The following is a 21,042-nucleotide window of genomic DNA, read 5'->3' as shown; positions in this document are numbered from 1 at the left end:
GGTCCGACAAACTCGGCATGATTGACGTTCGTTTAACTCCGGGTTCCGTCCCGATTTCTCCGTTAGAGCAAGAAATGTGGGAACTCCTGCAAAGTACGGGACTTACCGTAAAACTTGGATTGTGGGAACTCTAACAAAAAACGGCGGCCTCTTGCAAGACCGCCGCCTTTTCCCCTAACCAAATGAGACCAAAAGCTATTTGGAAATCGGATATGCCTCGTTTCCGTGTTCCAGAATATCCAATCCCATGATTTCTTCGTCTTCGGAAACCCGTAGTCCCAAAGTGTATTTCAGAATCAAAAAGATGATCGAGCTGACTCCAAAAGACCAGACAAAGGCGATTCCGATTCCGGTGAGCTGCGTAAGAACCACGCTCAATTCTCCCCCGAAAAAGAGACCGTTCACCCCGCCGTAACTCTCCTGTGCAAAAAGTCCCGCGGCCAAGGTTCCCCAAGCCCCGCAAACTCCGTGAACCGAAACTGCTCCGACAGGATCGTCGATATGAATCCGATCAAAGAACAGAACGCTCAACACCACGAGAATTCCCGCGATAAATCCGATGATGACCGCGGAAGAAATGCTGACGTTCGCGCAAGGAGCGGTGATCGCCACAAGACCGGCTAACGCGCCGTTTAAGGAAAGACCGATATCCGGCTTTTTGAACATGATCCAAGTCACGATCATCGAAGCCAACGCTCCTGAAACCGCCGCCATGTTGGTCGTAACCGCGATGACCGCAAAGTTCCCTCCGTTTACCGAAGTCGTGGAACCGGGGTTGAATCCGAACCAACCGAACCAAAGAATAAAAACTCCGAGCGCGGCCATGGACATGTTGTGTCCGAGAATCGGAAATAATTTTCCGTCTTGGTATTTCCCGATCCGAGGTCCGAGGATTAACGCGCCTGCAAGACCGGCCCAACCTCCGACCGAGTGAACCACGGTCGAACCCGCAAAGTCGATGAATCCTTGTTGTTCCAAAAATCCTTTTCCGAGTCCCCAAAGTCCGGCCCAAGCCAAACTACCGAAGAACGGATATACGAGCGCGGTCATCAAAACGGAGAAGATGATATACGAAACGAACTTGGTTCTTTCCGCCATCGCACCCGAAACGATCGTCGCCGCCGTTCCCGCAAACACCATCTGAAAGATGAAGAATGCGAATCCCCACTTATCCGGAACTCCGTCTTTGACGATCAGATTCTCCGCAAGCCCGGGCATTCCGATTCCGAAACCGGGCAACAACTGAGGACCGAACATGATCGAAAAACCGAGAAGCCAGAAAAAGATCGAACCCAAACAGAAGTCGATGAAGTTCTTCATCAGAATATTCACGACGTTCTTAGCTCGGGTAAAACCCGCTTCCACATAGGCGAAGCCCGCCTGCATAAAAAATACCATAAAGGCCGCGATACAAGTCCAAAGCCAATTGATCTCCGATCTAAGAGTTGCAACTTCGTCGCTGACCGCTTTAACGGCCGCAGGGTCCGGAGTCGCAACGACGGTTTCGGCGACCGGCGCCTCTTGTGCGAAAATTCCCGTAGTCAACAAAGCGAGGATTAAAATAAAACACCAACGCATGCAGAGCTAATCTCCTTTTTTATTTATTTGAATCGAATCGGTTCGTTAAACCGCAAGTTTCGCTTGTGCTTCTCCGGAGGGAGAAGAGTCTTCTTTCTTACGCATCAGATCCTCCAATTTTTTGAGAGAGATCTTTAAGTATTCGTTCGTAGGTGCGGATTTGATTCCTTGCTGAAGAACCTTGATCGCTTTCGGACTTTGATTCTCCTTGAGATAACATCTCGCCAAACGAAGACTCGCTTTCGAATACGTGTGATCGATCGCGAGAGAACGTTTGAGCGAACGTTTCGCTTCGTTGATGTTCTCCGTCTCGTAATACGCTCTTCCGATCAGATAATGGATGTAAGCCGAATCTTCTCCGGAGGTTTTTACGAACTTATCCAGGAATTGAATGGCCTTCGGAAAATTCCGGTCCCTGTAGTACATTCTTCCCAAAAGAAGAAGGCTGTCCTTGATCGAATCGTCCAAAGAATACACGTCGAGAGCCTTATCATACGCGAGAGAATCGTTCTTCTCCTTCGCGGCTGCCTTTGCGACGTTCATCATCGACTTCGCCTTATTCAAAAGCGGATTACATTGAAGAGCCATGATGGAAATGTCGTCTCCGTTTCTCGCTTCTCCCTTATAACGTTTAAAACGGGAAATCAAAGAATCGACCAGATCCGCAACGTAGATGCGGTCTCTTTGTTCTTCGAGAGTTTGTTTTTCCTGACGAATCCATTCCAAAAAGCGCGCGTTGCCGAGTTCCTGACGTTCGGGATTTTTTTGTTCCACGATTCCGTCCGAGGTGAGAATGAGAATGTCTCCCGGATTGATGCGTCCGTGTTTTTCCTCGAAGTTGCTTCTGCTGACTTCGAAAATTCCCATCGGAACGCCGTTGGAATCGAGTTCGTCGATCACACCGGTATCGTTTCTGAAATGAATGAGCTTTTGATGCGCTCCGTTCACATAAGAATACGAATAATCTCCGTAGATTCTCAGGATAAAGGCCGTAAAATACGTTCCGTCCGGAAGCTGAGGACGAATCGATTCACCGAGTTCGGTTAACGTTTCGGTCAAACCCAAACCGAGGGACGTACATCTTCTGAATTGATAGTGAATCGACATCGTTACGAGGGCCGCGGGAATCCCGTGACCGGAAACGTCCGCGATGATGACCGTAACCGCGTTCCCGTGACGCACAACGTCGAAGTAATCGCCCGAAACTTCGGTCATCGGTTCGTAATACGTTCCGAAATGAATTCCGTTCCAAGGCGAAATGCTCGTGTTGATGATCTGACTCTGAACGTTTCTTCCCATCTTCATATCGAACTCGAGCTGCTTCAGGATGGAAGCCTCTCTTTGGTTCGCTTCGACGAGACCTTCGATCAAACGAACCGAGGTCAGAGCCAGCGCGAGTTGTGCCGCGAGCGCCTCGAGAATTTCGATATCATCGTCGATGTAAAAGAAACTGTGTTCCGATTCGACCGCGATCGTTCCGAGAACTTCGTCCTTGTAAAGAATCGGAACGCACATCACGGAAAGAGTGGATTCTCCCTCGTCGATGTATTCCGGGTGATAGGCGAGATTTTGAACGAGCAAAGAGGACTTCGTTTTGAACGTGTGACCCGAATAACCTTCGTTTTCACTAACGCTTCTTCTCGGAGGGGTCGTTTCCAAAAGATAACGGACCGGAACGAGAAGTCCCTTCTCCCAAATTCTCAATGTCGTATTATCGCACTCGAAGATGTCCTTACAGATGTTGATTACGGATTCATAAAGTTCTTCGTGTTTATCGACCGAGGAAAATTCCTTACTGATGTAGAGAAGAATATCGATCTTATTCTTTTCCGTAAGGCCGCCGACGACCTTATGACTTCCCCGAAAACTGACTACTTTGCGCTGACCAAATTTTATATCTATCATAAACTGCACTCCAAGGAAAGGATTGAGCTCCTTGAATTCGCTTCTGCTCTTATCTTGCAAGAAACGTACCAACGAAAATGCACAAAAGTTTGCTCTTTTTATAAAAGAAAAGGACAGTTTCGAGACCATACGCCGAAAAATGCCCTTTTTACAGGCAGAGAAAAATCAGATTTATTAAAAATATAGCAGCTTTTAGGTGAGAAATTATCTACGGAAACGGGAGAATGTGGAGAGAATTCCTTCTTTGATTTTGGAAGCAAAACCCGGTTGCGCGCGCAACCCGTATTTTTTCAAAAAAGCTTCCACGTATTGAAAGACGTCGTCTTCGGCCCGATCCCCCATCACGAGACAAGCGTGACCGTAGTCGTCCGAAGATCCGTTGGCCTTCGAGATCACTCTGAATTCTTTTTTCTTCGAGCTTGCGTTCTCGTAAACGGAGCGAACCGCGTCCGGCGTTGCGATCACGTCCTTCTCCCCCGCGATGAACAAAGCGGGAACGGAAATATTCTTTTGAAGTTCGACGTAATCGTAAAAACCGTTGAGGGAATGCATGCGTTTGGTTTCGATCCAGTTCATGAATTGTTCGGTGACTCCGTCGCTGATGTTTTCGATCGCGTTCTTCATGATCTTCTTCACGGTTTTGGAAGAAGTCACCTTCGGGTTGTAAAGAATTTCATCAATCGGAGTGTACAATTCTCCGGCGAGGGGCGCCAAGATCGAAGCTCCGAATTTCAAATCCAGCATCTTTCTCGCGCGGGGAAAACGGGACAAAAGACCGATGAGGGTGATTCCGATATGATTCAGATTTCCCGGACCGCCGAGAGAAACGAACGCCGCGATATCCTTGGTTTCCTTTTTGTTTTCGGACATGCAAAAATGTGAATATAGAATCATCGCCCCCATCGAATGTCCCACATACGAAACACGATCGGAACCTGAAATTTTTTTCACCTTTTCGATCATCGCGGGAACGTCGTATTTCACGATATCGTCGAACGTAAAATCCTCGTAACGGGTCGGACTTTCGTGATAGGATCGGCCGCAGCCCCGCAAGGAAACCGCAAAAACTTCGTATCCTCTCAACTTGAGATAATACGGAAGGGAATGTCTTCGATCGAGATCGACCACGAACTTGTTCGTCGCGATTCCGTGAACGACCAACACCGGAGCGAGTTTGGGATTCGGCTGCGGAGGAATATGTCTGTGAAGCGCGAGATTCCATCCGTCCTTCGTTTTCGCAAAGTGAACCTCGTCCGCGATGTCTTCCTGTCCGTATAACTTTCCGATCCAGTTTAACAAAAGAGGATGGATGAGAAGAATGAGAATCAGAACGCCGGTAAAGATAAATGCGAGCGTGGATGCGAACAACGCGAATAAAAGAAGAATGAGAAACGTAGTCGCTAAGTAGAAAGGACTTCTACGATTCTTAAGAATGGCGATCACAGAATTAAAAATAATCGAAATTCCGAATTGTCAACCAATAGAAGCTGCTTGCCCGAAAAATCCAAGAAAAGAATCTGGTAAGGAATCCAGAGTTCCACGATGTCTCAAAACCCGGAATATAAGCTCTACACTTCCCCCAACGGATGGTATTCCATGGTCGTTCCCGCGCATTGGGTTCACATGGTGATCGAAGGAATTCCCGCATTCTTTGAGGAAAACGGAACGGGCGCTCTGCAAGTTTACGCGTTTGAAAACAAAGCCGGAAGTTATAATCTTCGGGAAGAATTGGAACGTTATCTCAAAACCCACGAGATCGACTTTGAAGAGGATAAGATCGCTTCTTTTGAAAACGAAGAAGGAAGCAAGATCATGGCCTGCGAGTTCGTAAAGGACGATCGTTTTTGGATGATCTATATGATCGCCAACCAAAAAAGAATGACTTTGCTAACGTATAACAGTGATGAGATGCCTCCCGCGTATCTCGTAGGCGAACTCACCACCGTCATCAGTTCCATTCGATTCAGCCGATAATCGGCTTCGTTCAAAGGATGAAGCGAATCCGATTTCCGCAGAGATGAAAGGAATTCCTCCTTTCATCCGCTAACGGTTTTAGAAACAATACAAGTCGTTGCCGAAACGTTCCGATTTTTTATTCGATCGAAAGAGTAGCTGCGACCGCCTTCTTCCATCTCTGAATCTTTTGCGTTCTCTTGGTCGGATCCATTTTCGGATCGAAAGACTTGTATCCTTTCTGAAGAGTCTTGAGTTCTTCGAGATTCTTCCAAAAACCGATCGAAAGACCCGCGAGATAAGCGGCGCCCGTTGCGGTCATATCCGGTTCGGGCGCGCGATCGACGCGAACACCCGAAAAATCCGCAAGACATTGCAGAAGAATATCGGACTGAGAAACTCCTCCGTCCACTTTGATCTCCTTGATCTTTACTTTCGTATCTTGTTGAATTCCTTCTAAGATTTCATAAAGACTCAAGGAGATTCCTTCGAGGACGGCTCTTGCAACATGTCTTCTGTGAGTCGCAAGGGAAAGTCCGATCACGGACGCTTTGGCGCGCGGATTGAAATACGGAAAGCGGGCGCCGGTCGGAGTCGGAATAAAGACGACGCCTTCGGTGTCTTCGGATTGGGACGCGAGTTCGTTTAACACTTTTGGAGTGTCGGAAAGTCCGATCCCTTTTCCGAGCCAGTCGATCAGGGTTCCCGCGGTCGCGACAAAACCTTCGAGCATGTAAGTCGTCTTACCGTCGATTCTCCACGCGATCATAGGAAATAAACCGCGACGGGAAAGCTTCGCCTTCGGTCCTATGTTGATATCCACGAACGCTCCCGAGCCTTGGGAAATTTTCACTTCTCCCGGTTCAAAACAACACTGACCGAAGAGAGCCGCCATCTGATCGCCGATCGAAGCGCGAATCGGAACGGAATGTCCGCCCAACAATTCCGGCAAAGTATGACCGAAGTCCCCGTTGCTGTCTTTGACTTCGGGAAAGAGTTTGGAAGGAATTCCGAAGATCGAAAAGACGGGCTGGTTCCAGATCAGCTGAAACGGATTGAACATTCCCGTAGCGACCGCGTTAGACGAATCGGTGAGATGTTGTTTCCCGCCGGTGAGTTTGTAGATGAACCACGTATCCAACGTTCCAAAAAGGACTTCTCCCTTTTTGCATCTTTGTCTGAGTTCCGGATTTCCGTCCAAAACCCATTTGAGTCTGCAAGTCGCGTGATCGGTCGTGAAGCGCAACATCGATGTCGCGATCATCATCGGATGATTGGTAAGAGTTCCTATGATCGTGGAAATAAAACGGATGAACAACCAGATCGGATTGCGGTTCATCTTTTCCGCGGTTTTATGAGAACGAACGTCGGCCCAGCTGATCAGCGGAGTCAACGGTTTCCCGGAAGACTTTTCCCAAAGAAGAAAGGAGCCGCGTTGATTACAAATTCCTAATGCAGCGATTTCTTTTGCGACCTGTTTGTTCTTTTGAATTTTTTTCAGAAGAGACGTTAGAGCCTTCCAGAGAACTTCCGGATCGTGTTCCAAGGCTCCCGCTTCGGGAATATTCGGAGGAGTTTTTTCGTATTGTCTTTCGACGATCTTCCCTTTGCGATCGAGTAAAAACGCGCGGATTCCGCTTCCTCCGCTATCGATGGAAAGGACGTATTTGCCTTGAGATTGGGCCATGAGTATCTCCGAATTTCTATCTTAAAAACGCAAACGTATCCATAACGGATTCAGATCCGAAATGAAATCAAAAAATTAGATAACCGAAGATGGACGATTCTGTCTATTTTTTTACGAATGGAAAAGGTCTTATTTCAAACGAAAGAAGCGGGCAAAAAAATGCCTCCCGAAACTCGGAAGGCATTTCCATCGAACTCCAATTGAGGATCGGATTCGGATTTTAAACGAGGATTCCTCGAAGGTGAGAAAGGATTTCGCGGTTGTTCGTCGCGGTAATGTCCTTTCCCATCTTATGAAAGATCATCGATTGGGATTTTCGATCCATCTTGTCCAAGAGCATTCCTAAAAATCGGGGTTCGGAAACGAGAACGAGGCTGAGGAAACGATTCGACTTTCTTCCTTGAGTGATCACGTCGGAGATCTGGCTGGCGAAGGATTCTGCAACTTTTCGTTTTGGTTCTTGTAGGGAGGACGTGTCATAAGCCACCCTTTGTGCTTTAGCGCTTTTTGCGGGACCGGAGACTCCGATCAATTCGCGGTTTCTCATTCTTCCTTTCGGATTTTCAATACTTTCGAGAAGTTCAAGACCGTTCTTAGATCCCTTATACTCGAAAATTTTCGCTTCGGATCGATTTGCGACCACTACCCATTTATTCTTCATACAGATTCCCTCCAATTTTCAGATCAGAGTTCGTTTGAGAAAAAAGCTCAAACTCGCTCTACAAAAAAGAAAGCAAACAATCTCAGAAAACTATAAATCAAGCTACGAGTGCGGAAGTTTCACCTTGTTCTATACGAGTTGTAAACAAAGTTCAATCCCTTTTTAGGAAAAGGATCAGGAAAGAAGGATCGGCGATGCGGTTGTAGAACGAACGTTTGATTTTGGTCCAAATGTCCGGTGGGAAAATCGGGATCAACCTGTGCGGCAGGCGTACTCTTTTCAGGAAATCGAAACTCTGCCCTTACAAATTGCGGAGGGTTAGTTTTGGCTGGAAGAAGTGATTGGAGACTTCCCAACATCAACGAATTGTTAAGCATCGTCGATTATGCGAGTGCAGGAAATCCTTCGATCTTAACGGCTACATTTCCGAATTTTCCATCGAACGTTTTTTGGACCTCGACCACGAATCAAGAAGCGGGATTGCTTACACAAAGTTTGGCGATCAGCTTCACCAATGGACAAGTAAGCAGCATTGCAAAAACAATAGCTGCAAGCGCGATCTGCGTTACCAGTCCGCCGTAATTCGTTCGGATTACTTTCACATAAAATTCTTCTTATGATCTTTTATGATTTCGATCTGAAGAGAATCAAAAGATAGAATTCTTCCTTTCGATCGCGTCAAGCCGTCCGCGATTCGTGAACCAGGCTATAACCTGAACACTTGAATCCGTAAATTCCGATTCCCAAAATTCCGCGCCGATGTATGTACGATCGAATTCAAAATCCATAATCTATCTTCCAAGAGAGTGTCGTATATGCGCTTCATTCTATTCTTTATTTTATTGATACCCTATTTGTTTTGCGTAAAAGCTCCCGATAAAGTCGATCCTCCTTATTCGATTCTTCAATATCTAAAGGATCAAAATTCTACCGCGAGTCAAGATACAGAGCAGAATACTGTAGATGCCTGCGGACAACCCACAGGACCGTTTAGCCCCGGCTTACTGTTTGATACGGGCTTGACTACTTGCTGGGCCGGAACGTTCGCCATCCTCTGTACGAATACGGGTCAAGACGGAGAATACAACAATATTCCCAACGCCCGCACATTCTCCGGTCCCACGCAACACTGCCAATATCCCGCGGATTATACTACATTAGATACTTTGCATGGACTTACTTGGAAGACATGTGCGCAAGGTCAAAGCGGTCCTACCTGTGCAGTCGGCGGCCCGATTTCAATTTCTTGGGACGATGCGACCGCCGGACTTCCGGGAAGCTGCGCGGATTTAAACATCCAAAACGGCGGCGTAGGTTATGCGGGAAAAACGAACTGGAGAATTCCGAATATTCGAGAAATTGCATCTTTGATTCATTATGGAAACGCACCGCACATCGATACGGCTCGTTTCCCGAACACCTTTTCCGGAAATCACTATTTGAGTGTTACGAATAACGCTCTCGGAGCGGGTTCGGCTTGGGTTGTCAACATAGCGCTTCCCACAGTAGGTGCGTTTACCATCGCAAAGAACCTTCCGGTCAATCTTCGCTGTGTTTCCGGAAATCCGCTCCCGGCTCTTGCCTTGACGGATAACGGAGATCAAACCGTTACCGATCCGAACACCGGACTTCTTTGGGCGCAATGCCAGGACGGAACGTCCGGTTTGGCTTGCGCGTTGGGCGGGGCCAATTTATTGGACTGGAATCAAGCGTTGAACGCCTGCAATGTGATGAATTTTGCCGCCCGAAACGATTGGAGGCTTCCGAACGTAAACGAACTGCAAAGCATCATCAACTTCAACCAAGGCTTTGCGCCGGTTGTCCCGAATATCATCTTTCCCGGTATTGCGGCGGGTCTTTTTTGGACCTCGACCACGTTCGACAATAATAAAGACCGTGCTCACATCGTCGATCTCGGCAGTGGACAAATCGCGACAAACGACAAGGCCAGCACTCTGAATGTGCTTTGCGTTACTACGCAGTAATCCACGCTATTTTTATCACGAATCCGTTCATCCACACGAAACGCCACCGGGTTTCAATGAAAATTCAAACCCAGGAGATTACAAAATATACGAATCGCAAGAAATATCCATTCCACAGGATATAGATTGAGTTCTTCTCCCAGAGTAGAACGGTTCGCAGACCCGCTCTCCTCTATAAGAACGCGAGATTCCGCGTTCGACCTACATCGAATACTCCATCCTTTGTAGGTTATGCTATGAACAATTGAGGGAGCATTTATGATCCGTACCAAACACATTCACTTCCTTGAATGTGTTTTCAATGCGAGGAAACTACAGTTTATAACCGATTTCCTGAGTCAAAGGAATTGCACTCTTTGCGAAATTCCCGATTCCTCGTCCTACTTCTCTTCCTCTCTCATCCCAAAGAGAAGCCTCCGCGATGATCTGATGCGTCGCGTTTTGAACGACCAACCCTTTTGCGAGAAGAACGCCGGATTGAATCGGCCGAAGCAACGTCAAATTGAACGTGGAAGTAAGAACGAAATTCCCTTTTACAAGCGAATTGGCCGCAAAGAAGGCCGCATCATCCGCAGCTTTGAAATAAACGACTCCGTGGGTCGCACCCGCCGCGTGAAAAAAATCTTCTCGAATTTGAATTCGTAGTTCGGAGGAACCTTTTGCGATCGTGAGCTTCGGTTTAAAATATTCATTCACGGGAGCCCCGTGATACATATTCTCGAGCTTACGATAATGTTCCTCTATATTTTGTGCAATGGCCTCGGACATGAACGCATCCTTTCCTAATTCTTCTTTCGATCCCTTTTAGTTTCATATCAAACAAAAGGAGAACAGGTTCTATACAATTGTCCGGAAGTCCTACTTGCAATGATTTTTTCGTTCCGTTTCAACTTGGAAAAGTGCGGAATCCTCACTTAGAAAAAAGGAATCAACGGCAAATCGCAATCCGAGAGAATTTCAGACGCTCTTTTGTTTTTCCCGGAACTCGCTCGGGGTCATTCCCTTCTCTTCCTTAAACGCGCGGAGAAAGGCAGTTTTAGAGTTGAACCCCGCGTCGAGGCCGACGCGCAAAACCGGCAAATCCGTTGTGTGGAGAAGTTTTTCCGCCTCCGCAACCTTGAACTCGCGGCAGAGTTCCAAAAATCCTTTTCCGAAATATCTTCCGATCACCTGAGAAGTCGCATGAACGGAAATTCCAAGCGACGCAGCGAGAGTCCCCAGATCGAAATCCGAATCCAAAAACGGTTTTTGTTCATTCAATATTTGGAATATTCTTTTTCCATGATTCGTTACCGATTCTTCGCTGAGATACGCCTTTTTGTATTTCGCGCCTTCCTTATCCTCCGAACGTTCCGCCGCGTTTTCGGAATAAACCCGAAACCAAGCGAAGACGATCACCCAGATCGACAAGGCCGCAGTGCTGACCGTTTCGGATCGAAGTCCCGGAAAAGTGAAAAACAAACAAACCGAGACCGCCAAAAGGAGAATACAAATCGAGACAAATCTTCTAAAAACGTGCAGTTCCTGAAACGAAGGACCGGAGAATTCTTCGCCTAACGCTCCCAGGCGATAGTAGACCCTTAAAAAAACGGCTAAATTGAAACACAAGGTTACGGCTCCGATGACTACGCATTCCAAATGAGGAGACACCCGATCTTCCAGAACGTATTTCAGTTTTTCGTCCCAGCCCATCGCGTAATGCGGGATCGAATAAAGAAGAATCAAAGCAGGAACCGAGAAGAAGAATAGAACCCAGATTCTTCTTTCCTTCGGATATCCGAAATATTTCTGAAGAGCCAAGGCGAACAAAGGAGCCGCGAGCGCGCTCAGCGGATGTCCTACGCGGGACAAATGCGGGAACTCCAATACGAATCCGGTTTGAAACGCAAGTCCCAAAGAGAACAAAACGGACAATAGCAGGAACGCCCAACCCAAAAGCAAAGCCCTTCCTCCGAACCGATCGGAGCGGAAGAAAAAGAACGCAAGCAATACGGACTGAATCAATCCGCCCATGATTGCAAAGGCTCCTAAATTTAAACCGATCAAAAAATTCTCCTGAAAAACGGGTTCCACCCCATGGGGCGGGGCGACGACACCTTGAATCCGCGGTATTGTAGACTCGTTCGGAGGAACGTCATGTCAAGAATCTTAATCAAAACCCGAATCTCTCTTCTTCTTTTGATTCCCAATCTTTTATTTGCGGAAGGATTTTCCGTGCAAGGCGGTTTGTCGCAGCCGCTGTTGGGCGGTTGGAATTTAGCCGGAACCTACTACGGTAAGAATTTCGTGTTCGAATATTCTCACGGTTCCGATCTTCATTTGGATCGGATGGGCGGCGCCGGTTTAAACGAAACCGAACGAAAACAGGATCTCAAGGTTCACCTGCCTTATACCACGGGCGTCGGGATCGGTTATCTCATCACTCCTAACTTCGATATTCGTCTCGAATTCAAGGAACATTTTTACCGCGTGCAATCGGGGACCTCGCCCGATGAATTGTATCTTTCGCAAGCCCTTGGAATCCGTTCCGATCTTCCGATCGCGGGAAACGGCGCCGAGAATTGGGTTCCTCCTCTTTCTCAAAACGATCACTTTATGGATCTGACCGTTCGCAAAGCGATCGAAGCCGAATTCTTATACGGCGCCAAATACGTTATGCCCGGTTCCACGCATCGTTATCGCAGTCGATCCGCGGGACTCGGCGTTTATTATCGATTCTTTCCGTTCGGCGGTAAGGAGGGTCTTATGATCGAGCCTTCGATTCGTTTCTGGCCGAACGCTTGGACGGATTCGCCCGATCGAGTCGCCTTTGAAAATCAATACGGGGTTTTAGGTCTGCACAAGGCCCACGATCAAGGCCTTTTCGTGAACGTTTCGATCGGGTATTACAAGAGGTTGGAGTGAGGGGCGATGAAACGGCTTTCGATTTTTATCGCACTCCGCGAGAGCGATGCGGAGGGCTTGTCTCTTCGCCATTCTTTCCAAAATTAGTTTCCAGTAATACTGAAAGACGCGAAGAGATGAGCGAACAGCGAACCCGTAGCAGCGCGTTTCCCGCGTTAGCGGGAACTCGCCCATGCAAATATTCGAATATTCTTAAGGAATCTTCGGCGGAAACTTCAGGTTCAAAATTTCCCGCATCGTATTTTCCAATTCGCTGCGGAGAGTTTTATCGTTTTCGGAAACGTAGGCTTCAAAGATCGAAGGAAGGCTGTCCGGATCGTTGATCATCCGGATCGTGATGACTGCCTCGATTCTCAAGTTCAACTTTTCGCGAGAATTACGGGCAAGCACGAGTAACGCAGGCACCGCATTTTTATCTTTCAGTTCTCCCAAGGAATGAATCAACTGCCACTTGACCATATTCTCCTTTTCATCGGAGAGAATTTTCGTGAGCTCGACCGCGCTCGTATTCGCTCCGAGCTTTCCGACGGCAAACGCGGCCTTCGTTCTCAGTTCGGTCTCTTCGCCGTTCGTCAAAACCGCAAGAATTCCCTGACCGCCTCCGTTGCTTCCGAGATCCAAAAGAAGATCGATCATTCTCGCTTTTAGAAAAATCGTATCTTCTTTAGCGAGTTGTTCTGAGACCGCTTTCGCGCCCTGTTTGTCCTGAAAGATCAACAAGGCTTCTAGAGAAATTCTTCGTATATCGGGATTGGGATCGGTAAGGCCCTTGTAAAATAAGGAAATGTTCTGGCGGTTCTTTTTGTTTTTGAGAATTTCCAGCGCGACCAGCTTTACGTCGTCGTCCGGATCGCTCGTAGCCGACTTTTGAAACTGCGAAAACTTTTCGGTGATTCCGAGACGATTGATCGAGATCAGATATTTTTTACGAACGCCCGGACTTTCGTCGTTTGCAAGTTTATGAATCTGAGTTTGAATCCGTTCGTCCTTGATGATCAAAGAAGCTTCCAAAAAATACATTCTCTGAACCGGATCTTTGGAAAGGGACATGTCCAAAAGAATCGGAAGCGCGCGATCGTCCTTGAGAAGATGCATCAGACGATAACTCAACATTCGAACCTGCGTAGAAGGATCGCTGAACGCGGCGATCACCGAATAAATCAGGCGCTTCTCTTTTTTCTTTTCCGCTAAAAGAAGAATTTCCTTTTTCAGGAGATCGTTCGTCGTCTTTTGAAAGACTGCGTCGAGCGCCGAGGTCCAGTTCGGCGCGATCGCATCGAGATCCTCGTATTCTCCGAACAATCGAAGAATCGCGAGTTGGACTTTTTCATCCGCGGATTCGTTTTGAAAGATAACGGGTAATTCTTTGACGAGATCGTTGCGGTTTTTTACGCGGATCTCTCCGATCGCCTGCGCTTGCGACTTGGATGCGTTTAAAACTTTTTCCTTAAATTCGTCTTTAGGAGTTTCGGCCGCGGAAATCGGAAAAAGGAGAAAGAATACAAGTAAAACGCTTACGGAAAAAAGTTTCAGAAGAATCCCTCTCTGCGCGTGGATTCTTCCAGAGCGGCGGAAGCGGCTCGTTTGTTTTCGTAAGCCTCGGACAACGATGGATCCAAGTCGATCGAGCTTTGAAACGCGCGAACCGCACGTTTGAATTCCCCGTTTTTATAATAACAGATTCCGAGATAGTTGTAAGCCGTCGCGGCGGTTTTCGGTCTTACGTCCGAACGCACGATCGCCGTCAATTCGTCGATCGCCTTTTCGCGATCCAGAATCGAATTGGAGTCTATTAGAATTTTTGCAAGTACCAAACGCCCTTCCATATCGTTCGGGTCCATGTGCGCCGAGCGGAATGCTTCGTCCTTGGCGCGGTTTTTTAAATCCGGATCCTTGGATTTGTTGTATAACAACGCGAGCTTTTTGTGGGCGTTCTTCAGATCCGCTCCGTCCCTCGAAGTGTTCAGCACTTTCAAAAGAATCTTTTCCGCGTTCGAATCGTCCTGCATTCCCATATAGGCTTCGGCCATCTTGAGATAAACTTTGTAGGCGTCGTTCTTGTGTTTCACGACTCCCGTATATTCCTCCACCGCCTCGCGGAAGAATTTATTCTCGAGAAGATAATCGCCTAGGGCTTCGCGGCTCTGAACGTTTTCCGGTTCGATCGCCGTGGACTTTCTCCAGTTTTCGATCGCAAGAGTTCCGTTGCCCGAATGTTTATAAACAAGTCCTAATGTATGATACGCCTTTGCGTTTTTCGGATTGAGTTCGATGACTCGGTTCAGCGCGGTGATCGCTTCGGAATACCGTTCCATCTGATCCAACACGACTCCCAAGTTGATGAGCGCCGTTTCGGTAAAACTATCACCCGGAGTGGAAGATACGATTCTTCTGTAGGTTTCTTCGGCGGAAAGAAGATCGCCTTTGTTGTAATACGCTTCCGCGAGTTGAAAGAGGGAATCGATGTCGGTCGGATTGTATTTTAAACTTTTCTGAAGCGCGGAGATGGACATTTCTCCCTGATTCAAATTGGAGAATCCTTCCGCGATCAGTCGATAAATTTCCGGATCGTTCGCTCCCGCGTCCCTCGCAAGTTCGAGATATTTCAACGCTTCTTCCTTGTTTCCGTTCTTTTGCAGAACCACCGCAAGGTTGTAGAGATACTTCGCTTCGTTCGGAGAAAGATTGCTCGCCTGACGAAAATGATATTCCGCGGCGCGATAATCCTGTTTGTTATACGCGATGTTTCCCAGATAAGAATGCGATAAGGCAGCGAGTCTTCCCGAAGGAGATTTTAATACGACTTTCTTAAATTCTTCCTCGGCTTGCGGAATCTCCCCTTTTTTAAAATAACTGACCGCGAGATTGTAAGTCAGATACATGTCGTCGGGTGCGGCGGACAAACCTTCCTTATACGCGTCGATCGCGGCATCGGGATCGTTCAACTCGTTGAACAAGTTCCCCGCAAGAAGAGAAACCCTCGGATCGTTCGGAGCGATTTCCTTCGCTTTGAGCGCGGCCATTCTCGCGTCGGCGAATCTTCCGGCGTGTTTATAAGCGAGGGTCAGGTTGTAATATGCGTAAAAATTCTTTGGATCGTATTGAACCGCTTTTTGCAGCCGCTCGATCGCCTGCGGATAACGCCCGCTTTCGTCGTGAATGACGCCTAACACCGTCAATGCAATCGACTTCTCTTCCTGCGTTCCGGTGGAATCGAGGAACTCGTTGCAATAGTCGAACGCCTGTCTGGTAAAACGTTCCTTATAAAGATTGATGCACTTGGTCAGCTGCGGGTTCGCGTTTCCGTCCGGGAGATACGGTCTTTCCAAAAGGCGATTGATATCGGATTTATTCTGAACGAGATCCTTATTGAACGCGCCGGCAAATTCGGATTCGGGGGATTTAGCGCGGAAGAATTGATAGTAAACGGCAAAACCGAGTCCCCCCAGCACGAGGGCTCCCATCGAAATCCAGAATATTAGAAGTTTATTATACGATCTGCGGATCCGAACAGGTTCTCTGTCTTCCGGGAAATAAAGTTCCTTCTCCTCCATTCCCTCTAAGAACAACCTGTTTTTTCGGATTTCTTTATCCATCGGATTTGATTTCGTTTTTGAGAATCGCGTCTAAGACTCCGTTTACGAAACGGGCCGATTCTTCGCTTTCGAATTCCTTCGTAAGCTCGACTGCCTCGTCGATCGTAACGTTCTTCGGAACTTCCCAGGTGTACAACAACGCGTACACGGACAACCGGAGAATCGCTTTGTTCACGACGCTGATTCTGGAAAAGTCCCAATTCTTGGAGTACTTCTTGATCAGAGTATCGATCTGTTCCTGATTTTTCACAACCCCATTTACGATCGAAACCGCGAAATCCCTTTCTTCTTGTTCCGTTTTTTTATCATACCATTTGAACTTGAGAACCTCTTTGAGAGGAGGCCCCGTTAGTTCCAATTGGTAAAGCGCCATGACGGCGATTTCTCTGGATGTGCGTCTGGCTGACATTTAAAGGAGGGAAAGCAGGTTCACCATTTCCACGGCGGTCGCGGCGGCTTCTGCGCCCTTGTTCCCCGCCTTGGTTCCCGCTCTTTCGATCGCTTGTTCGATCGTATCCGTGGTCAAAACTCCGAACACGACGGGAATGGAATATTGAACTCCGATCGATCCGATCTTTGCGGATTCGCCCGCTACAAAGTCGAAGTGAGCGGTCGCGCCTCGGATCACTGCGCCCAAACAAATGATGGAATTGTATTTTTTGGAAGCGGCCGCCTTTGCGACGACCACCGGCATTTCATACGCGCCGGGAACTCGAACCACGGTCACGTCTTCTTCCTTGACTCCGTGCATACGGAAGGATTCGAGAGCCCCTTTCAAAAGGCTTTCGGTGATAAATTCGTTAAAGCGGGAGACGATTACGCAATGTTTTTGTCCCTTTCCGTTGAGGTCTGCTTTCAGTTCTTGGATCATAGATTCCTGATTGATTCTATTGTTGAGAAATCACATGTTACCTATTGTGGCAAATCAAAAAGTCCTCTCAGGATCGTTTTTCTCCCCTTATCTGCGTTTTGCATTCATTCTTAGTTTGATTCTCACTCTGGTCGACTGTTCGGTTTATCGCAGATGGTTTCCGAAAGAAGATCTGTTTTTAAAATCCCTCAATTTACCGGAATGGGTTTTGGAATCCAACATCAAACTCCGGGTGTTGTCGGGTTTGCAGGATCTTCCCAACCCTGAGGATTCTTTGCCTGAAGACGAGATCGCAACGTTTGAAAACAGGGCGAGAAGAATCTTGGCGACTTCTCCGCAAGCGATGAAGGATTTATTCGAAGCCACGGGTTGTATCGACGGTTCCAAACTTGCGGGAATCCGAGCCAATCGAATCACCGAACGGGAAGAGGATATTTGGTACGGAATTTGTCAGAACGGAAAAGAAGACGCGATCATCTTCCGTTTATTCCAAATGGGCAACACGGACCTTTATCGAAAATACGAAAAGGAAACGATTCCCGCTTGGGAAGAAGCGAGAAAGCTTGCGTCCAACAATCCGGACCGCGCCGTACGTCTCGCCAATCAAGTCATCGAAATGGAACCAGCGCATCCCGCAGCAAGAAAGCTTCTCGGTCAATTGTATTTGAAGGGCGGTTATTGCAGAGGATCGATTCGAAATTATCGATTGTATCTCCGAGTGATGCCTCTCGCAGGGGACAAATGGAAGATCCACGAAAAGCTTACGGAAAAATGCGGTGAGTTTTTAAAACCGGAACCCAAACGAGAAGAAGAAGTGGAACTTCCGGACTCCGATCCGGACGCGATGTAAAATCGATTTTCAAATACCGATTCTTTGTTTTTAAAACTATTTAAGAATTTTCTAAATTAGAATTTTTTTGAATAACAACTAAATTTTTCATTCAAAAAATCGTCCCGAACAGCCTCCTCCAAGAACCGATTTCGACGGAGGACAAAAAAATGCTTGCTAACTACCAGGACGAGAACGAAAATTTTGACGTGCTCTGGGTTCATTCGATTCCGGATAAGTTGGAAGAAATCCTGGGGGTCGACGGCACGGATCAATTCGTAACGTTTCTGAATTCTACTCTAACAAAATTCCGAGGTAATATGCTGACTCATGCATCCGATCGATTTGAAGGAAGACTCAAAGAGGATCATCTTTCCTTGAAGAACGAACTTGCTCTCTGGAAAAATGAGCTCAAGGAAGAATTTGCCGACTTTCGAAAAGAGGTCAACGAATCCAATTATCAATTTCGTTTTAGCATGAGAGCCGAATTGGATCGGTTCAAAGAAACGATGCGAATTGAGTTCAATCTGTTCAAAGAAGCTGTGCGAACCGAGATACACGCGTTCAAAGACGAAATACGAAGCAACCTCAATGATCACCGTTTCGAAACAAAAATCGAACTGAATCAAATCCGCTTAGATATCAGCTCTTTCAAAACCGAAGTGAAAGGCGATATCGCTGATCTTCATAAAACGATCGCGATTCAAACTCGTTGGATTTTAGCGGGGATGCTTGGAATTGGAAGTTTTCTATTGGCCGTTGCAAAAATGTTCTAACGTTGTTTTTCCTTGCCGACCCGGATCACGAGGGAGATTTTCCCGTCCGGTTTTTCCACGACCTCGAAGCCTTCTTCACGCAGGGCTTTTTTGATCTTATAAAGTCCGAAATTTACGACCTTGCCGGAACCGGAAAGAGGTTTTGGAGTGGGTTCTTCCATCCCTTTTTATATCGGATCGGCCGGGGGACGATCTTAAATTAACGAGAACGTTTTCTTTCCGAAAGAAGGTTCCTTGACAATCGACGCCGGAGAATCTGTCATGAAATCGAATGGCTTTCCGCGTTTTCTTTTATTCCACGACCTTTCTTGTTCTGGCCGGCTTGGCAACGGCGGCTTACGCGCCGGATCTATTTCAGTGGGAAACCCTGGAGTGGATCTACGAAAAGAGGACCTTCTTTCTTTTCTTCGTAATTTTTATCGTATCCGTCGTTCTGATCTATCTGATTTATTTCAAAGCGAAGAAGGGAATCCATCATTCCAAAAGCAAAACGGAAATCCATCTGCAAGAATCGTTAAACGAAGTCGTTCAGGACAACCAATCCTTATTCTCCTTTTTAAAGACCGCAAAGGACGCGCTCGAAAAACAGATCGAATCCTCCAGGCCTAATCTTTCCCCCGAGTTCTTTTCCGCGTGTTCGGCGGAATACAAAAAACTGACTCAGGAATTCGATTCTTGTTCGGACATATTCCGCGAAATTCCGCTGGCGCCCGAAGAAAAAGAGGACAAAAAGAAAAAAGCGAAGAATTTTAGAATTTCCGAATATTCGGATTTAATCAATCGTCATCGTAAATTATCCAGAACTCTCGAAAAACTCAGAGAGGATCTCACTCGACTCCGAGACAAGGTTTCCGGTTTATGAAAACTGCACTCGTTACTCCGTTCTTATTTTTGATATTCGTTCTTCAATGTGCTTCTCCTGCGACACAACAGGAAGCTTCCGCACAACCGCAGCCGAGCAAAATTCTTCCGCTTTTCACGCTGGGATTAAGCAAAGAATCCTTGGAGACTATCGGCAAAAAACGCTGGTCCTTCCGGGTAAAATCGATTCTTCTCCATCACACCAACGGACTCAAAGCGGAAGAATATTTGGAAAAAAGCAAAAGCTCCGGCTGGATGGTTCACTTTCTCGTCCTGGAAAACGGAAGCGTCTACGGAGTCGAAGATCCTTCCAAAATTCTTTACAGAGCCGCGCCGGGCATGGACGAAACTACGATTCATGTTTCTTGGGAAGGTGCAAACGAGGCAATCCTCAAAAACGAATCCCAACTCAACGCGTTATCCGAATTGATCGGAGGTTTAGCGAAAGAATATTCCATTCCTCTAAACAACCACGACATCGCTTCGGGCAAAGGAATCTTCACGCATACGCAAAGCAAAAAGAAGTTCGGCAGATTTTTGGATACGGGAGAATGCGGCAGTGAAAAGGTTTTGTCCGCGCTTCTCGCAAAAACGCAGGGGAAATTCTTTCCTGAAACCGAATGGAAGGATCGATTTATTCCGGGTTGGGTTTTACGAAAAGAGAAGTTCGTGGATTCTTCCGGCAAAAAAATCATACAGACATACACCCGCGGAAGAGGGACTACCCCCGCCCCGTCGATCGAGCTCGGTTCGATCGAAAAAACTTCGGACGGAAAAGCTCCCGAAGAAAAAAGACTTCGTTACAACCACAGAGGCACGATCCGTCCGGAGTGCATCGTTCTTCATTACACCGCGATCCCCGATTATCAAAGGACATTGGAAGTATTAGAAAAACGGAATCTATCCGCGACCTTTCTCGCCGATCAGGACGGAAAGGTCTATCAACTTCTGGATTCCATTCTGGATACGGCAGCAGCCGCGACGGGAACGAACGCGAATTGTTTTCAAGTGGAGATCGTGGGCAAGGACACAGACATGCTTCTTGCCAATCGCGAACAAACCAAAGCGGTCGCGCGCTTGGTTAAGGAATTATCCGAAAAGTACAAGATCCCTCTCAACAACGAAAGAGTGGAATCATTGCGCGGCGTATATTCCCATACGCAAGCGAAGAAGAAATGGGGCGGCTCGATCCATCTCGACGGAAAAGACTTTGATCCCGGCGAACCTTATATGAAAGCGGTGATCGAGCAAGTCGGTGGAACGTTTTATTCGGAAGAAAACTGGTTCGAAAGACAGAGCAACGACTGGATTCTCTTATTCACTTCTTTTCAGCCGTAAACCGTTTTGCCATTTTAAAAACATTCTTTGTGTGTTTCCTTTCAAACAAGGAACGAATTTTTCAACAAGTAGTTACATTTTATAATTCGCCTTACTGC

General features: G+C 47.1%; 18 protein-coding genes and 2 pseudogenes. 8 read left to right on the top strand and 12 right to left on the bottom strand.

Annotated features, from left to right (window positions below; all coding sequences use genetic code 11):
• Positions 1 to 195 precede the first annotated feature (195 nt).
• The 3 genes from DLM76_RS09190 to DLM76_RS09180 form a co-directional block, all read right to left on the bottom strand.
• On the bottom strand, positions 196 to 1,578 hold the full coding sequence (locus DLM76_RS09190; protein ID WP_118955618.1) for an ammonium transporter: 1,383 nt from the start codon (positions 1,576 to 1,578) through the stop codon (positions 196 to 198).
• Positions 1,579 to 1,623: 45 nt separating this feature from the next.
• Positions 1,624 to 3,483, bottom strand: coding sequence for a SpoIIE family protein phosphatase (locus DLM76_RS09185; RefSeq protein ID WP_118955669.1), 1,860 nt, complete (start codon positions 3,481 to 3,483; stop codon positions 1,624 to 1,626).
• A gap of 204 nt (positions 3,484 to 3,687) precedes the next feature.
• Positions 3,688 to 4,926, bottom strand: coding sequence for an alpha/beta hydrolase (locus DLM76_RS09180; protein ID WP_118965024.1), 1,239 nt, complete (start codon positions 4,924 to 4,926; stop codon positions 3,688 to 3,690).
• Here DLM76_RS09180 and DLM76_RS09175 point away from each other — a divergent pair.
• Positions 4,916 to 5,457, top strand: a pseudogene (locus tag DLM76_RS09175) (hypothetical protein). The gene DLM76_RS09180 and the pseudogene DLM76_RS09175 sit on opposite strands and share 11 nt — an antisense overlap.
• Positions 5,458 to 5,575: 118 nt before the next feature.
• Here DLM76_RS09175 and DLM76_RS09170 read toward each other — a convergent pair.
• Together DLM76_RS09170 and DLM76_RS09165 are read right to left on the bottom strand one after the other, a co-directional pair.
• On the bottom strand, positions 5,576 to 7,123 hold the full coding sequence (locus tag DLM76_RS09170; RefSeq protein WP_118955621.1) for a glycerol kinase 5: 1,548 nt from the start codon (positions 7,121 to 7,123) through the stop codon (positions 5,576 to 5,578).
• 220 nt (positions 7,124 to 7,343) lie between these two features.
• Positions 7,344 to 7,784: a host attachment protein gene (locus DLM76_RS09165; RefSeq protein WP_118955622.1), complete on the bottom strand. Its 441-nt coding sequence runs from the start codon at positions 7,782 to 7,784 to the stop codon at positions 7,344 to 7,346.
• Between the two features lie 222 nt (positions 7,785 to 8,006).
• On the opposite strand from DLM76_RS09165, the pseudogene DLM76_RS09160 reads away from it, so the two are divergent.
• Together DLM76_RS09160 and DLM76_RS09155 are read left to right on the top strand one after the other, a co-directional pair.
• Positions 8,007 to 8,366 (top strand): annotated as a pseudogene (locus DLM76_RS09160) (Lcl C-terminal domain-containing protein); the annotation flags it as partial.
• A gap of 233 nt (positions 8,367 to 8,599) precedes the next feature.
• A complete protein-coding gene (locus DLM76_RS09155; protein ID WP_118965022.1) occupies positions 8,600 to 9,769 on the top strand; it encodes an Lcl C-terminal domain-containing protein in 1,170 nt (389 codons plus the stop codon).
• A gap of 312 nt (positions 9,770 to 10,081) precedes the next feature.
• Here the strand turns inward: DLM76_RS09155 and DLM76_RS09150 are convergent, their stop codons facing one another.
• Both DLM76_RS09150 and DLM76_RS09145 read right to left on the bottom strand, forming a co-directional pair.
• The gene (locus tag DLM76_RS09150) at positions 10,082 to 10,537 is read right to left on the bottom strand and encodes a PaaI family thioesterase (protein ID WP_118965021.1); all 456 of its coding nucleotides are present in this window, start codon (positions 10,535 to 10,537) and stop codon (positions 10,082 to 10,084) included.
• A gap of 189 nt (positions 10,538 to 10,726) precedes the next feature.
• A complete protein-coding gene (locus DLM76_RS09145) occupies positions 10,727 to 11,815 on the bottom strand; it encodes an AraC family transcriptional regulator (protein WP_118965263.1) in 1,089 nt (362 codons plus the stop codon).
• Between the two features lie 90 nt (positions 11,816 to 11,905).
• On the opposite strand from DLM76_RS09145, the gene DLM76_RS09140 reads away from it, so the two are divergent.
• Positions 11,906 to 12,673 carry a hypothetical protein gene (locus tag DLM76_RS09140; protein WP_118965020.1) on the top strand — a complete coding sequence of 256 codons (768 nt, stop codon included), beginning with the start codon at positions 11,906 to 11,908 and terminating at the stop codon, positions 12,671 to 12,673.
• Positions 12,674 to 12,865: 192 nt separating this feature from the next.
• Here DLM76_RS09140 and DLM76_RS09135 read toward each other — a convergent pair whose 3' ends face one another.
• From DLM76_RS09135 to ribH, 4 genes are read right to left on the bottom strand one after another with little or no spacing between them, the layout of a single operon-like run.
• Positions 12,866 to 14,155, bottom strand: a complete 1,290-nt coding sequence (locus DLM76_RS09135) for a HEAT repeat domain-containing protein (RefSeq protein ID WP_118965019.1) — start codon at positions 14,153 to 14,155, stop codon at positions 12,866 to 12,868.
• A 47-nt stretch (positions 14,156 to 14,202) separates the two neighbouring features.
• Entirely contained in the window at positions 14,203 to 16,269 is a 2,067-nt protein-coding gene (locus DLM76_RS09130; protein ID WP_118957598.1) for a tetratricopeptide repeat protein, read from the bottom strand.
• Positions 16,262 to 16,678 (bottom strand): transcription antitermination factor NusB, encoded by a 417-nt coding sequence (gene nusB, locus DLM76_RS09125; protein ID WP_118957599.1) that lies wholly within the window; start codon positions 16,676 to 16,678, stop codon positions 16,262 to 16,264. The genes DLM76_RS09130 and nusB overlap by 8 nt, the downstream gene beginning before the upstream one ends.
• Positions 16,679 to 17,140, bottom strand: a complete 462-nt coding sequence (ribH, locus tag DLM76_RS09120; RefSeq protein WP_118957600.1) for a 6,7-dimethyl-8-ribityllumazine synthase — start codon at positions 17,138 to 17,140, stop codon at positions 16,679 to 16,681.
• 34 nt (positions 17,141 to 17,174) lie between these two features.
• Between ribH and DLM76_RS09115 the strand changes: the two genes are divergently transcribed.
• Positions 17,175 to 17,990: a tetratricopeptide repeat protein gene (locus DLM76_RS09115; RefSeq protein ID WP_118965018.1), complete on the top strand. Its 816-nt coding sequence runs from the start codon at positions 17,175 to 17,177 to the stop codon at positions 17,988 to 17,990.
• Positions 17,991 to 18,139: 149 nt separating this feature from the next.
• Complete coding sequence (locus tag DLM76_RS09110) at positions 18,140 to 18,745, top strand: LA_3696 family protein (protein WP_118965017.1); 606 nt, start codon at positions 18,140 to 18,142, stop codon at positions 18,743 to 18,745.
• Here the strand turns inward: DLM76_RS09110 and DLM76_RS21705 are convergent.
• On the bottom strand, positions 18,742 to 18,906 hold the full coding sequence (locus tag DLM76_RS21705; protein ID WP_147455786.1) for an iron-containing alcohol dehydrogenase: 165 nt from the start codon (positions 18,904 to 18,906) through the stop codon (positions 18,742 to 18,744). The genes DLM76_RS09110 and DLM76_RS21705 overlap by 4 nt on opposite strands.
• 110 nt (positions 18,907 to 19,016) lie before the next feature.
• On the opposite strand from DLM76_RS21705, the gene DLM76_RS09105 reads away from it, so the two are divergent.
• Positions 19,017 to 19,607, top strand: a complete 591-nt coding sequence (locus DLM76_RS09105; protein WP_118957604.1) for a hypothetical protein — start codon at positions 19,017 to 19,019, stop codon at positions 19,605 to 19,607.
• Positions 19,604 to 20,944, top strand: coding sequence for a peptidoglycan recognition protein family protein (locus tag DLM76_RS09100; protein ID WP_118965016.1), 1,341 nt, complete (start codon positions 19,604 to 19,606; stop codon positions 20,942 to 20,944). The genes DLM76_RS09105 and DLM76_RS09100 overlap by 4 nt, the downstream gene beginning before the upstream one ends.
• The last annotated feature ends 98 nt before the right edge of the window (positions 20,945 to 21,042 follow it).

It is taken from the genome of Leptospira yasudae, assembly GCF_003545925.1.
GTDB classification, from domain to species: Bacteria; Spirochaetota; Leptospiria; order Leptospirales; family Leptospiraceae; genus Leptospira; species Leptospira yasudae.
This window is presented reverse-complemented; position numbering and strand designations above follow the sequence as displayed.